The organism is Pedococcus sp. P3_C7, assembly GCF_056402615.1.
The window spans coordinates 111028-125365 of the sequence record NZ_JBFUHC010000002.1; the positions used below are offsets into that span (position 1 = coordinate 111028).

The following is a 14338-nucleotide window of genomic DNA, read 5'->3' on the forward strand; positions in this document are numbered from 1 at the left end:
ACGGGTGCAGTAGGAGTGGGCTACCGCAAAAGTACGAGTCGCCACAGCCCACTCCGGTGCAGTGTTTCCACAGAGGCCGGGCTGGATCGAGAGGAGCTGTCGCATGACGCTGCGCATCGCTGTCGTCGGGGCAGGGTACTGGGGTCCCAACTTGGTCCGGAGCTTCCGAGGGAGCCCTGACTGGGACCTCGTCGCGGTGTGCGATGTCGACCGCGAACGCGCCGAACGGGTCATTGGCGCCCGCAGCACGGTCGAGGTCGAGACCTCGCTCGAGGCGCTGCTGGCACGCCCGGACGTCGACGCGGTGGCTGTGGCAACGCCGGCCGACACCCACTGCTGGATGGCGCTCGCCGCTCTCGAGGCGGGCAAGCACGTCCTGGTGGAGAAGCCACTCGCCTCGACGCGACTCGACGCCGAGCGCATGGTCGCCAGGGCCGAGGAGCTCGGCCTGGTGCTGATGTGCGACCACACCTACTGCTACACGCCGGCGGTCCAGCACCTCAGGGCGTTGGTCCAGAGTGGCGAGCTCGGTGACATCCTCTTCGTCGACTCGGTGCGCATCAACCTCGGCCTGGTGCGACCGGATGTCGACGTGTTCTGGGACCTGGCTCCCCACGACCTGTCGATCCTGGACTTCATCCTCCCGCAGGGGTTGTCTCCGCTCGAGGTGTCCGCGCACGGGTCGGACCCGATCGGCAACGGCAGGTCCTGCCTGGGTTACCTGACCATGCCGCTGGCCGGCGGGGCCATCGCGAACATCCACGTCAACTGGTTGAGCCCGACCAAGATCCGGCACATGGTCATCGGCGGCAGCCGCCAGACGGTCGTCTGGGACGACCTCAACCCGCAGCAGCGACTCGCGATCTACGACCGAGGTGTCGACCTGGACCTGACGTCGGACACGGCCGACTCCGCCGAGAAGCGGCTGGTCAACGTCAACTACCGGTTGGGCGACATGCACGCACCCGCCCTCCCGGAGCGCGAGGCGCTCGGCGTGATGGCCAGTGAGTTCGCCGCGGCGATCACGGAGGGGCGCGCCCCGCTGACCGACGGCCGTGCGGGCCTCAGGGTGCTGTCCGTGCTCGAGGCCGCGTCCGAGAGCCAGCGTCGCGCCGGTGCCATGGCTCCGGTGAGCATGCCGATGAGCCGCGAGTTCGCGTCGATCGCCTGGGGCGCCGGTCCGGCAGGTGCGTGGTGAGCGCCCTCGATGGAGCCACGGTGCTCGTCACCGGGGGTGCGGGAACGATCGGCTCGACCATCGTCGACCAGCTCATCGAGGCGGGCGTGGCGCACGTCGACGTCCTCGACAACCTCGTGCGTGGGCGCCACGAGAACCTGGCGGATGCCATGCCCTCCGGCACCGTGACGCTGATCGAGGGCGACCTGCGTGACCGTGACCTGGTGCACGACCTGACGCGCGGCAAGGACCTCGTCTTCCACCAGGCCGCGATCCGGATCACCCAGTGTGCCGAGGAGCCCAGGCTCGCCCTCGAGGTCCTCGTCGACGGGACCTTCAACGTGCTGGAGGCGGCGGCGCAGCACCGCATCGACAAGCTCGTGTTCGCCTCGTCCGCCTCGGTCTACGGGCTGGCGGAGTCGTTCCCGACCGATGAGCGCCACCACCACCACAACAACGACACGTTCTACGGCGCCGCCAAGTCGTTCAACGAGGGCATGGTGCGCAGCTTCCGAGCGATGACCGGGCTCGACTACGTCGGCCTCCGGTACTTCAACGTCTACGGGCCACGGATGGACGTCCACGGCCTCTACACCGAGGTGCTGGTCCGCTGGATGGAGCGCATTGCGGACGGGCAGCCTCCTCTCATCTTCGGCGACGGGCAGCAGACCATGGACTTCGTCTTCACGCGGGACATCGCGCGGGCCAACCTCCTGGCGGCCTCGAGTGACGTCCGAGAGGGTGTCTACAACATCGCGAGTGGCACCGAGACCAGTCTCCTCGGCCTCGCGGAGGCACTCCTGCGAGCGATGGACTCCGACCTGTCCGTGGAGCACGGCGAAGATCGCGCGGTCAACGGCGTCACCCGGCGTCTGGCCGCGACGTCCGCTGCCCGGCGTGACCTGAGCTTCGAAGCCGAGGTCGAGCTCGAGGACGGCCTGCGCGAGCTCGTCGAGTGGTGGCAGCCGCAGCGTGAGGCTGTCGCTGCCGGCCGGACGGTCCGGTCATGAACGGCCGTCACCACCGAGGGCCGGTCCGGCGCAAGGGCTGGGTCGCCGCGCTGGTCGCGACCCTGATGGTCGCGCTTCCCGTGCCCGTGCTGGTGGCGGCGGCAGGCCCCGCGGCGGCCGCCGGACCGTGCGAGGCGCCAATCAAGGTCGTCGCCTGCGAGAACACCAAGACGGGGACTCCCTCCAGCGACTGGGACGTCAGTGGCTCGGGTTCGGCCACTCTCCAGGGGTTCGCCACGAAGATGAGCGTCCAGCCCGGTGAGACCATCCAGTTCAAGATCAAGTCGACCGTGACCAACTACACCTTCGACGTCCTGCGGCTCGGCTACTACCAGGGCAACGGTGCACGCAAGGTCGCGGCGGGCCTGACCCCCAGCGCCACCCAGCCGCAGACGCAGCCGACCTGCGTCAGCGTCCCGGACGCCACCGGGCTGATCGACTGCGGGAACTGGTCTGTGTCCGCTTCCTGGGCCGTGCCCGCCACCGCCGTGTCCGGCGTCTACATCGTGCACCTGATGGGCACCGGAGGGGCGGAGAGCCACATCGTCTTCGTCGTGCGCGACGACTCCAGCCACTCCGACATGCTGTTCCAGACCTCGGACGAGACCTGGCAGGCCTACAACACCTACGGCGGCAACAGCCTGTACACCTGCGGCACGGTCAACTGTCCGACGGGGAACCCGGCCGCCTACAAGGGCGCGTCGAAGGTCAGCTACAACCGGCCGTTCACCTCCGCGGTGGACGACCAGGGGCGCAGCTGGATCATGTACAGCGAGTACCCGATGATCCGCTTCCTCGAGGCCAACGGGTATGACGTCTCGTACACCTCCGGTCTTGACATGTCGCTGTCGGGAGCGACCTCGATCCTGACCCAGCACAAGGCCTTCCTGTCCGTGGGTCACGACGAGTACTGGACCGGCACCCAGCGCTCCAACGTCGAGGCGGCCCGCGACGCGGGCGTCAACCTGGCCTTCTTCAGCGGCAACGAGGTGTTCTGGAAGACACGCCTCGAGCCGAGCGTCGACGGCAGCGCCACGGCCAACCGCACCCTCGTCTGCTACAAGGACACCCACTACGACGCACCGAGCGACCCGGTTGCCTGGACCGGAACGTGGCAGGATCCTCGCTTCAGCCCACCCGGCGACGGTGGCAAGCCGCAGAACGCGCTCACCGGACAGCTCTTCAAGGTCAACTCGGGGACGACCGACATCAAGGTGCCCGCGGCATACTCCAAGCTGCGGTTCTGGCGAAACACCGCGGTGGCGAACCTGACGACGGGACAGACGCAGACCCTGGCGCCGGGTGCGGGGACCCTGGGCTACGAGTGGGACGTCGACTCCGACAACGGCTTCCGACCAGCAGGCACCTTCCGGATGTCCGCGACCACCTCCACCTCCACCGAGTCGTTCACCGACTACGGAAGCACGACGCAGGCCTCGGCCACGGCGACACACAACCTGACCCTCTACCGGGCGGCGAGCGGTGCCCTGGTCTTCGGCTCCGGCACCGTCCAGTGGCCCTTCGGCCTGGACTCGGCCGGGGGCAGCACGCCGGACAAGAACATGCAACAGGCGACGGTGAACCTGTTCGCCGACATGGGCATGCAACCGTATGCCGTGATCGCCGGGCTGACGGTCGCGACGGCTTCGACTGACGTCACCGCGCCGACCTCGACGATCACCTCACCGGCAAGCGGCGCGACCGTGGGTGACGGCGCGAAGATCACGATCAGTGGGACCGCCTCCGACGTGGGAGGCGTGGTGGCCGGCGTCGAGGTGTCGACCGATGCAGGGGCAACGTGGCACATGGCCACGGGCACGACCAGCTGGACGTACTCCTGGGTGGTGCACGGCTACCCCAACGCCACGATCAAGGTGCGCGCGGTGGACGACAGCGGCAACCTCGAGACCCCGTCAGCCGGGAGGACCGTGACGGTCGGCTGCACGTGCACCATCTTCGGTACCGGCCTGGTTCCGACTCGCAGCGACTCCGGCAGTGCCACGGCAGTGGAGGTCGGCGTCAAGTTCAAGTCGGACGTGTCCGGTTCGATCACGGGGATCCGCTTCTACAAGGCGACCACCAACACCGGAACCCACATCGGCAACCTCTGGACTGCGTCGGGCACCAAGCTGGCGGGTGCGAACTTCACGGGGGAGACCGCCTCGGGTTGGCAACAGGTCACCTTCGCCACCCCCGTCCAGATCAACGCGAACAGCACGTACGTGGCGAGCTACTTCGCCCCGGTGGGGCACACGGCACAGGACGACGGGTACATGTACCCCAACCCGTCCCCGAACCCGTACGCCTACAGCTTCCTCGACGGCGCCCCGCTGCACGCGCTCCGCAACGTGAACTCCACGACGAACGGGGTGTCCCGCACCACGACCACCAGTGCGTTCCCCTCGGCCAGCACTGGCGCCCGGAACTACTGGGTCGACGTGGCCTTCAGCCCGAACACGGGGCCGGCAACCGCGCCAGGTGCACCGACCGCCGTGACGGCCACCGCGGGTGACGGCTCGGCGAAGGTCACGTGGAACACACCCTCGGACGGGGGGAGTGCGATCACGACCTACACGGTGACCCCGTTCATCGGCGCGACCGCCCAGACACCGACGACGGTGAGTGCGGCCGATGCGGACGCGGGCGTCAACGTCATCGGGCTCACCAATGGCGCGACGTACACCTTCAAGGTCTCGGCAACCAACGCGATCGGGACCGGGGCCGCCTCCGCGGCATCGAACGCAGTCACTCCAGCGGAGCTGGTCTGCGCCCCCTGCACGATCTGGCCGACCACGGCGGCGCCGACCCTGCCCGACGACAACGACCCGAGCGCCATCGAGGTGGGGGTCAAGTTCAAGTCCGACGTGAACGGGCAGATCAAGGGCATTCGTTTCTACAAGGCATCGGCCAACACCGGAACCCACATCGGGAGCCTCTGGACCCTGGCCGGAGCGAAGCTGGCCTCAGTCACGTTCAGCGGTGAGACGGCGTCGGGCTGGCAGCAGGCAAACTTCGCCACTCCGGTGGACGTCACCGCGGGCACGGTGTACGTGGCTTCGTACTTCGCTCCCAACGGGCACTATCCCGGTGAGGACGACTTCTTCGCCGCCGCCGGTGTAGACCGCTATCCGCTGCATGCGCTCCAGGATGGCATCAGCGGGGGCAACGGCGTCTACCGATATGGCACCGCCAGCATCTTCCCCAACAACACCTACCGCTCCGAGAACTACTGGGTGGACGTCGACTTCCGGAAGGCCGCCGCGACGGTTCCGGCCGCGCCCGGGAACGTGACGGCCCAGGCCGGCAGCGGGTCCGCATCGGTGAGCTGGACCGCGCCGTCCAACGGTGGCAGCACGATCACCAGCTACACGGTGACCCCCTACATCGGGACCACCGCCCAGACCCCGACCACGGTCAGTGGCAACCCGCCGGCGACGACGGCGACCGTGTCCGGGCTGACGAACGGCACGGCCTACACGTTCAAGGTGTCGGCGACCAACGCCACCGGCACTGGCCCCGCCTCGGCCGCATCGAACTCCGTGACCCCGAGCGCGGCAACAGCACCCGCGGCGCCATCCGGCGTGACCGCCACGGCAGGCAACGCCTCGGCGTCGGTGAGCTGGACCGCCCCGTCCAACGGTGGCAGTGCGATCACCAGCTACACCGTGACCCCGTACATCGGGACGACCGCGCAGACCCCGACCACGGTCAGCGGCAACCCGCCCGTGACGACGGCCACCGTGTCCGGCCTGACGAACGACACCGCCTACACGTTCAAGGTGTCGGCGACCAACGCGATCGGCACGAGCCCGGACTCAGCCGCATCGAGCTCCGTCACCCCGAGCGCGGCTACCGCGCCCGCGGCGCCGACCAGCGTGACCGCCACGGCAGGCAACGCCTCGGCGTCGGTGAGCTGGACCGCCCCGTCCAACGGCGGCAGTGCGATCACCGGCTACACCGTGACCCCGTACGTCGGGACGACCGCGCAGACCCCGACGACGGTCGCGGGCAGCCCGCCGGCGACGACGGTGACGGTCTCCGGGCTGACGAACGGCACGGCATACACGTTCACGGTGTCCGCGACCAACGCAGTCGGCACGAGCCTCGACTCGGCCGCGTCGAACTCCGTGACGCCGTTCGTGCCCACGGTTCCGGCGGCTCCGACATCCGTGTCGGCCACGGCGGGCGACGCCTCGGCGTCGGTGACCTGGACGGCGCCGTCCAACGGTGGCAGTGCGATCACCGGCTACACGGTGACCCCGTACGTCGGGACGACCGCGCAGACCCCGACCACGGTCACGGGCAACCCGCCCGTGACGACGGCGACGGTCTCCGGGCTGACGAACGGCACGGCATACACGTTCACGGTGTCGGCGACCAACGCGGTGGGCACGGGCCCCGCATCGGCAGCGTCCGCGGCGGTCACGCCGGCGGCGCCCACCTGCTCCTCGTGCACGCTCTGGCAGTCGACGGCGACGCCGGCCGACGCGGACGTCGCGGACCCCTCGTCCGTAGAGGTGGGTGTGAAGTTCCAGTCCGACGTGAGCGGGTCCATCACCGGCATCCGGTTCTACAAGGGAGCGGCGAACACCGGCACCCACATCGGCAGCCTGTGGAGCGCCTCCGGGACCAGGCTGGCGTCGGCGACCTTCGTCGGCGAGTCCGCCTCGGGGTGGCAGCAGGTCAACTTCGCGACCCCGGTGGCGGTGACGGCTGACACGACCTATGTCGCCTCGTACTTCGCCCCCGACGGGAACTACGCGGCGGATGGTGGGTACTTCAGCGCCTCGGGCACGGACGTCGACCCGCTGCACGCGTTGGTCAACGGAGGGGCCGCCGGAGGCAACGGTGTCTACGCCTATGGCGCCACCAGCACCTTCCCGTCCAACTCCTACAACGCGACCAACTACTGGGTCGACGTCGTCTTCTCCAACGCACCCGCGACCGCGCCGGCCGCACCGACCAGCGTGACAGCCACGGCAGGCATCGCCTCGGCATCGGTGAGCTGGACCGCGCCGTCCGACGGTGGCAGTGCGATCACCGGCTACACGGTGACCCCGTACATCGGGACGACCGCGCAGACCCCGACCACGGTCACCGGCAACCCGCCGGCGACGACGGCGACGGTCTCCGGACTGACGAGCGGCACGGCATACACGTTCAAGGTGTCGGCAACCAACGCCGTCGGCACGGGACCCGCCTCGGCCGCGTCGAACTCCGTGACGCCGACTGCGGCGCCGACCGCGCCGGCGGCACCGACTGGCGTGAGTGCCACGGCAGGCAGTGCTTCCGCGTCGGTGACCTGGACCGCCCCGTCCAACGGTGGCAGCGCCATCACCGGCTACACGGTGACCCCCTACGTCGGGACCACCGCGCAGACGCCGACCACGGTCAGCGGCAACCCGCCGGCGACGACGGCGACGGTGTCCGGGCTGACGAACGGCACGGCATACACGTTCAAGGTGTCCGCGACCAACGCGATCGGCACGAGCCCGGACTCGGCCGCGTCGAACTCCGTGACCCCGACCGCGGGGACGGTCTGCACCGCCTGCACGCTCTGGCCCTCGACGACGACGCCGGTCAACGTGGACGTCGCGGATGACTCGTCGGTGGAGCTGGGCGTGAAGTTCAAGGCGGACATCAGCGGGTCCATCACGGGCATCCGGTTCTACAAGGGAGCGGCGAACACCGGCACCCACATCGGGAGCCTGTGGAGCACGTCGGGGACGAAGCTGGCGTCGGCGACCTTCGTCGGCGAGTCGGCCTCGGGGTGGCAGCAGGCCAACTTCGCGACCCCCGTCGCGGTGACGGCCGGCACCACGTACGTCGCCTCGTACCTGGCCCCGGACGGCAACTACGCCGGAGACGGCGGCTACTTCAGCACCGCTGGCGTGGACGCCGGTCCTCTGCACGCCTTGGTCAACGGAGCCAGCGGAGGCAACGGTGTGTACGCGTACGGCACCACCAGCACCTTCCCGTCGAACTCCTTCAACGCCACCAACTACTGGGTCGACGTCGTCTTCTCCAACGCCGCGGCGACACCGCCGGGAGCTCCCTCCGCCGTCACCGCGACGGCAGGCGACGCGTCGGCGGTCGTGACCTGGAACGTGCCCTCCACCGGCGGAAGCGCCATCACCAGCTACACGGTGACGCCCTACATCGGGAGCACCGCGCAGACTCCCGTCACGGTCAGCGGCAACCCGCCCGCGTCCACGACGACGGTGTCCGGGCTGACCAACGGAACGGCCTACACCTTCACGGTGTCGGCGACCAACGCGGTCGGCACAGGTCCGGCCTCGGCGGCCTCCGCTGCGGTGACTCCGCGGTCCTCCACGTGCACCGCCTGCACCATCTGGGATGCGACGGCAACCCCTGCCACCGCGAGCATCACCGACGCCTCGCCTGTCGAGGTGGGCGTGAAGTTCAAGGCCGACGTCAACGGGTCCATCACCGGTATCCGCTTCTACAAGGGAGCCTCCAACACCGGCACCCACATCGGCAGCCTGTGGACCACGGCGGGGACGAAGCTCGCCTCGGCGACCTTCAGCGGCGAGACGGCTTCGGGCTGGCAGCAGGTCAACTTCACGACCCCGGTGGCCGTGACTGCGGGAACCATCTACGTCGCCTCGTACTTCGCCCCGGCTGGGCACTATGCCGCGGACAGCAACTACTTCAGCTCGGCTGCGGTTGACCGTGCTCCGCTGCATGCCTTGAAGAACGGAACGAGTGGTGGCAACGGTGTCTACCGGTACGGCAGCACCAGCGCCTTCCCGTCCAGCTCGTTCAAGGCGACGAACTACTGGGTCGACGTCGTGTTCGCGAGCGGATAGGTCTTCGAGGAAACGGCGACTGGAGACACGGTGAACGAGGGGGCGAGGATGAGTTCGGTCAGTGTGGTCATGCCGTGCTACAGGTACGGCCACTACCTCGAGGAGGCCGTGGGCAGCTGCCTGGACGACCAGCCAGGCGTCGACGTCAAGGTGCTCATCATCGATGACGCATCCGGTGACGGCAGCGCCGAGGTCGCGCTGGACATCGCTGCTCGCGACCCACGTGTCGAGGTGATCGTCCACGAGACCAACAGGGGACACATCGCCACCTACAACGAGGGACTGCTGGGTTGGGCCGACGGCGACTACACCGTCCTCCTGTCGGCAGACGACCGGCTCGCTCCGGGTGCGCTCCGGCGTGCAGCCGACCTGCTGGACGCGCACCCCAACGTGGGCTTCGTCTACGGCAACGTCCTCTGGTTCACCGACGCCGCTCCGTTGCCCCGTGCCCGGGCCACCCTGCGCGGTTCGTCGGTGTGGCCCGGTCAGGTGTGGCTCGAAGAACGGTTTCGGCGAGCCCAGAGCGGCGTGTCCTCGCCGGAGGTCGTCGTCCGTACCTCGCTGCAGCAGAGCGTGGGCGGTTACGACCTGCGGCTGCCCCACCTGGCCGACACGCAGATGTGGATTCGCCTGGCAGCACGGGCCGATGTCGGCTACCTGCACGGGGTGGACCAGGCCTACTACCGGCGGCACGGAAGCAACATGTCGACCGCCTACACCCCGTTGCCGACGCTCTACCAGTACCGACTGGCCTACGAGTCGGCGTTGGCGAGCATCGGCCCGGACGTCGTGGACGCGGACCGGCTGTCAGAGCTCGTCCACCGGAAGCTGGCACGCGAAGCGCTCCTGGCGGCTGCACGGGCCTACGACAAGGGACGCGTCTCCGAGACCCCGGTGGACGACCTGATGGCCTTTGCTGTGAGTTGCTGGCCGGCGGCGAGGACCCTCCCGGTCTACCAGAGCCTGCAGCTGCGACGGCGCATCGGAACGCGCATGATGCCCTACCTCCAACCCTTGGTGCTCCCGGCCGCGGCCGCGCGCAAGGCGGAGTCCTGGTGGCAGCGCCGGGGCGAACAGTCCTTCGGCGAGCAGTTCCGCAGGTGGTGGTTGAGAAACCGTGCCGTGAAGCACCAAGGGCTCACGGCCGCCCCCGCGCTCAGCGCGATGAGGCCCACGCCATGACACGAGGAACGCCTCGGAGCAGCCTGAAGGGGTGCCAATGATTCCCGTGATGAAGCCATGGCTGGGCGAGGAGGAGGCCGCAGCGGCCGCCGAGGCCGTGGCCTCGGGGTGGATCGCCCAGGGACCGCGAGTGGCCGAGTTCGAGGCCGCGTTCGCCGCGCATGTGGGCGCGCCCCACGGCGTGGCGGTGTCGTCGTGCACCTCGGCGCTGCACCTGTCCCTCCATCTCCTGGGCGTTGGCCCGGGCGACGAGGTCGTGGTGCCGTCCTTCTCCTTCATCGCGACCGCGAACTGCGCCGTGTATGTCGGCGCGACCCCTGTGTTCGCGGACGTGGAAGCCGCCGACGGCAACCTCAGTGTGCGGACGGTGGAGCCGCTGCTGACCGAGCGCACCCGCGCAGTCGTGGTCGTCGACCAGGGCGGGATGCCGGCCGATGTCGAGCCGCTGCGACGGCTGTGCGACAGCAGGGGGATCGCCCTCGTGGAGGACGCTGCGTGCGCGGCTGGTTCCCGCTACCGCGGTGGGCCCACCGGTTCGGCAGCGGCTCTGGTTGCGTGGTCGTTCCACCCCAGGAAGCTGCTCACGACGGGCGAGGGCGGCATGCTGACCACGTCTGACCCCGCGCTGGCAGAGCGGGCCCGTCGGCTGCGAGAGCACGGGATGAGTGTCAGTGCCGCTGCCCGCCACCTGAGCCGGCAGCCGGTGATCGAGAGCTATCTCGAAGTCGGCTTCAACTACCGGATGACCGACGTGCAGGCAGCAGTCGGCCTGGTCCAGCTCGGCAAGCTCGACGCGATGGTGCAACGCAGACGTGAGCTCGCGCGTGCCTACCAGGAGATGCTCGTCGACGTCCCCGGGCTGCGCACGGTCGAGGACCCGCCCTGGGGCGAGTCCAACTTCCAGTCCTTCTGGATCGAGCTGGACGCCGGCTTCCCGTTGAGCCGCAACGAGCTCCTGACGGCCCTTGCGGCCGACGGGATCTCCGGTCGCGCCGGGATCATGGCCGCCCATCGGCAGCCTGCCTACGCCGAGCACACGCGCGTCGAGCTGCCGGTGACGGACCGGTTGACCGACAACACCCTCATCCTCCCGATGTTCCACACCATGACCGAGCTCGAACAGGAGGTCGTGGTCTCCGCCGTGCGTCGAGCGGCCGGGCTGCGAGCGGCCTGATGCCTGTTTCCGTCGAAGACCACGACACCACCGTCGAAGACCGCGACAACACCGTCGAAGACCCGGCACCACCGTCCGCGCCCAGGAGGCCGAACCCGTGAACTCGATCCCGCTCGTCGACCTGTCCCTGCAACACGCGCTCATCGCCGAAGAGGTGGCGTCGGGCTTCGCCGACGTGCTCGAGACGGGCGACTACATCGGTGGCAAGGCTGTCGCTGCCTTCGAGCACGAGTACGCCGAGTTCATCGGCGGCCACTCCTGCATCGGTGTCGGCAACGGGACCGACGCCTTGGAGATGGCGCTGCGCGCGACCGGCGTCGGCCATGGGGACGAGGTGATCGTTCCGGCGAACACCTTCATCGCGACCGCCGAGGCCGTCGTGCGCGCGGGCGCCAGGCCAGTCTTCGTGGACGTGGACGAGGACGCCCTGCTGATCGACCCTGCCGCGGTCGAGGACGCTGTCAGCGATCGGACGCGCGCGGTGATCCCGGTGGACCTCTATGGGCAGGTGGCGCCGTTCGAGCAGCTCCCGCCGTCCCTGGCGGAACGGGGGATCTCGGTGATCGAGGACGGCGCGCAGTCGCAAGGGGCCACGAGGTACGGGCGTTCGGCGGGCACCTTCGGCGACGCGGCGGCAACGAGCTTCTATCCCGGCAAGAACCTGGGCGCCTATGGCGACGGCGGTGCGGTCACCACCGACAACGAGCGGATCGCGCAACGGGTGCGGCTCCTGGGGTCCCACGGCAGCCCGGTCAAGTACGAGCACACGGTGTTCGGCTTCAACTCCCGCCTCGACACGCTCCAGGCGGTCGTGCTGCGCGCCAAGCTGCGGCACCTCCCGGAGTGGAACCGCGAGCGCCGTGCGGCAGCAGCGGCCTACGACCGGATGCTCGGCGGGACACCACGGCTGCGCCTCCCGACCACGTTGCCCGGCAACGAGCACGTCTGGCACCTGTACGTCGTGCGGGTGCCCGACCGCGACGAGGTCCTGCGACGCCTGCAGGCAGAAGGCGTGGGAGCCGGAGTGCACTATCCCGTGCCGGTGCACCTCGCGCCGGCCATGGCCGAGCCGGGTCTGCGACCCGGCCAGTTCCCGGTGAGCGAGCGGGCCGCCCGGGAGATCTTGTCCATTCCCATCTTCCCCGGCATCTCGACCAGCCAGCAGGAACGTGTCGTCGAGGTCCTGCTCACCGCGATCAGCCGCGCCTCGTGAGCCTGGCGGGGAACCCCGGACGGTGTCGTGACGAATGAGCGTTGAGGAGCGGGTTCTGGAGGGAGACCTCGGCAAGCGTGCCGCGGCCGGGGTCCTCTGGCTGGCCGCGCAGAAGTGGGCGGTCAGGGCGAGTGGTTTCGCCACCCTCGTGGTGCTGACCCGGCACGTCTCTCCCCGCGAGTTCGGGGTGGTGGCGGCGGCCATGACCGTGATCCCCACGATCTACCTCCTCGCGGACCTCGGCTTCTCCACCTACCTGCTGCAAGCCGAAGAGGTCGACCGGAAGAGCCTGAGCACCGCCTTCTGGGCCTCGGTGGCAGCAGGGCTCGTCCTCGGTGCCGGTCTGTGGGCCCTGGCGCCCCTGCTCGCGGAGGCCTTCCGCAGCGCCGAGCTCGACCAGGTCCTGCGGGCCCTGGTCCTCGCAGTCGTGCCGACCGTCCTGGCGGCCGTGCCACTCGCGCTGCTCCGGCGAGCCATGAAGTTCCGCGCCGTCGCGGTGCAGACCCTCGTCGCCGCCTTGCTGGCGCAAGGGGTCGCCGTCGTGGTCGCCCTGAACGGTGGCGGCGTCTGGGCGCTCGTGGCCCAGGTGGTCGTCACCCAGTGGGTGATCGCCATCCTCGCCTGGTGGGGCGCCCGATGGGTGCCTGCCCTGTGGCTGTCGCCGCGCCAGTTCCGCCAGATGGCTGCCTTCGGGGTGCGGGTGTCGAGCGTGGACCTCGTGTCTGCCTCGCGGCTCTGGGCGGAGAGCTGGGTCATCACGGTCACCCTGGGACCGGCGGCGCTGGGCCTGCTCAGCATCGCCCAACGACTGGTGCAGGTGGCCCAGGAGCTGACGGCCGTCTCGCTCGTCCCCGTGTCGACGGTCGTCTTCGCCAAGGTGCGTGAAGCGCCCGACCGTCTGCGTGCCTCGTACGTCAAGGCACTGGGCATCGCCTACGCAGTGGTCTCCCCGCTGATGGTCGTCATCGTCGTGACGGCTCCGGTGCTGGTCCCCATGGTGTTCGGTCAGGCCTGGGGTGCCAGCGTCAAGCCCGCCCAGGCCCTGTCCATCGCGGGGATCGTGACTCTGGGCGCAGCCCTCGACCACGGCCTGTTCTACGGCCTCGGCCGTCCGGGGCGCTGGCTCGTCTACGCGGTGGTCGTCGACGCGGCCACGTTGGCGACGACCGTCATCGCGGTCCGCTGGGGCCTGGCTGGTGTGGCGGTCGGTTTCGTGGTCGTCGCGGTGCTCGCCACCGTGGCTCGTTGGATCATCGTCGGGCGGATGCTGGCGCTGTCGACCCGGGTCGTGGCCAAGCCCTTCCTGACGGTCCTGGTGCCGACCGTGACGGCGATGCTCGTCGGGACGCTGCTGATGCGCGCCGTCTCGGGCATGGACCCGCGTGCCGGGCTGGCTCTTGCGGTCCTCGGCACCCTGGTGGTGAACCTCGCGGTCCTGCGGTGCGCGGCGGGAAGCATCATCCGCGACGCCCTCGGCATCTTCCCCGCGCCCCTGAAGTACACGCGTCGGGTCGTTCGGCTGATGCGGCTCGACGAGGTCGTGTCCTCCTGACGTCGTGAGGACCACCCAGAACGACATCGCCGGGCGCGCGCCCGGTGCCCCCCAGAGGGCGGTCTCCACCATTTGACCCAGAGGGCTCTGGCCAATCCGGACGACCCGCGTCATGTGTGTGCAGGTGTTGTATTGAAAACGCAGTGGAGGGGACGCATCGAACGATGCGGCAGCTACCGAGGGAGGCCCGCATGACAGTG

At 69.4% G+C, this 14338-nt stretch carries 7 protein-coding genes; all 7 read left to right on the top strand.

The window, feature by feature from the left end:
• The first annotated feature begins 103 nt into the window (after nt 1-103).
• The gene (locus AC1DS4_RS03800; protein WP_477614678.1) at nt 104-1198 is read left to right on the top strand and encodes a Gfo/Idh/MocA family protein; all 1095 of its coding nucleotides are present in this window, start codon (nt 104-106) and stop codon (nt 1196-1198) included.
• The gene (locus tag AC1DS4_RS03805; protein ID WP_477633047.1) at nt 1195-2187 is read left to right on the top strand and encodes an NAD-dependent epimerase/dehydratase family protein; all 993 of its coding nucleotides are present in this window, start codon (nt 1195-1197) and stop codon (nt 2185-2187) included. Before AC1DS4_RS03800 ends, AC1DS4_RS03805 begins: the two co-directional genes overlap by 4 nt.
• On the top strand, nt 2184-9017 hold the full coding sequence (locus AC1DS4_RS03810; RefSeq protein WP_477633048.1) for a DUF4082 domain-containing protein: 6834 nt from the start codon (nt 2184-2186) through the stop codon (nt 9015-9017). Before AC1DS4_RS03805 ends, AC1DS4_RS03810 begins: the two co-directional genes overlap by 4 nt.
• Nucleotides 9018-9065: 48 nt before the next feature.
• A complete protein-coding gene (locus tag AC1DS4_RS03815) occupies nt 9066-10199 on the top strand; it encodes a glycosyltransferase family 2 protein (RefSeq protein ID WP_477633049.1) in 1134 nt (377 codons plus the stop codon).
• Nucleotides 10200-10236: 37 nt separating this feature from the next.
• Complete coding sequence (locus tag AC1DS4_RS03820) at nt 10237-11373, top strand: DegT/DnrJ/EryC1/StrS family aminotransferase (protein WP_477633113.1); 1137 nt, start codon at nt 10237-10239, stop codon at nt 11371-11373.
• Nucleotides 11374-11470: 97 nt separating this feature from the next.
• Nucleotides 11471-12586 (top strand): DegT/DnrJ/EryC1/StrS family aminotransferase, encoded by a 1116-nt coding sequence (locus AC1DS4_RS03825; RefSeq protein WP_477633050.1) that lies wholly within the window; start codon nt 11471-11473, stop codon nt 12584-12586.
• Nucleotides 12587-12620: 34 nt separating this feature from the next.
• Entirely contained in the window at nt 12621-14138 is a 1518-nt protein-coding gene (locus tag AC1DS4_RS03830) for a lipopolysaccharide biosynthesis protein (RefSeq protein WP_477633051.1), read from the top strand.
• Nucleotides 14139-14338 lie beyond the last annotated feature (200 nt).

Excerpts from the sequence above, each read along its gene's own strand:
- AC1DS4_RS03800 (WP_477614678.1), top strand. The coding sequence starts at position 104 with ATGACGCTGCGCATCGCTGTCGTCGGGGCAGGGTACTGGGGTCCCAAC.
- AC1DS4_RS03810 (WP_477633048.1), top strand. The coding sequence starts at position 2,184 with ATGAACGGCCGTCACCACCGAGGGCCGGTCCGGCGCAAGGGCTGGGTC.
- AC1DS4_RS03815 (WP_477633049.1), top strand. The coding sequence starts at position 9,066 with ATGAGTTCGGTCAGTGTGGTCATGCCGTGCTACAGGTACGGCCACTAC.
- AC1DS4_RS03820 (WP_477633113.1), top strand. The coding sequence starts at position 10,237 with ATGATTCCCGTGATGAAGCCATGGCTGGGCGAGGAGGAGGCCGCAGCG.
- AC1DS4_RS03830 (WP_477633051.1), top strand. The coding sequence starts at position 12,621 with ATGAGCGTTGAGGAGCGGGTTCTGGAGGGAGACCTCGGCAAGCGTGCC.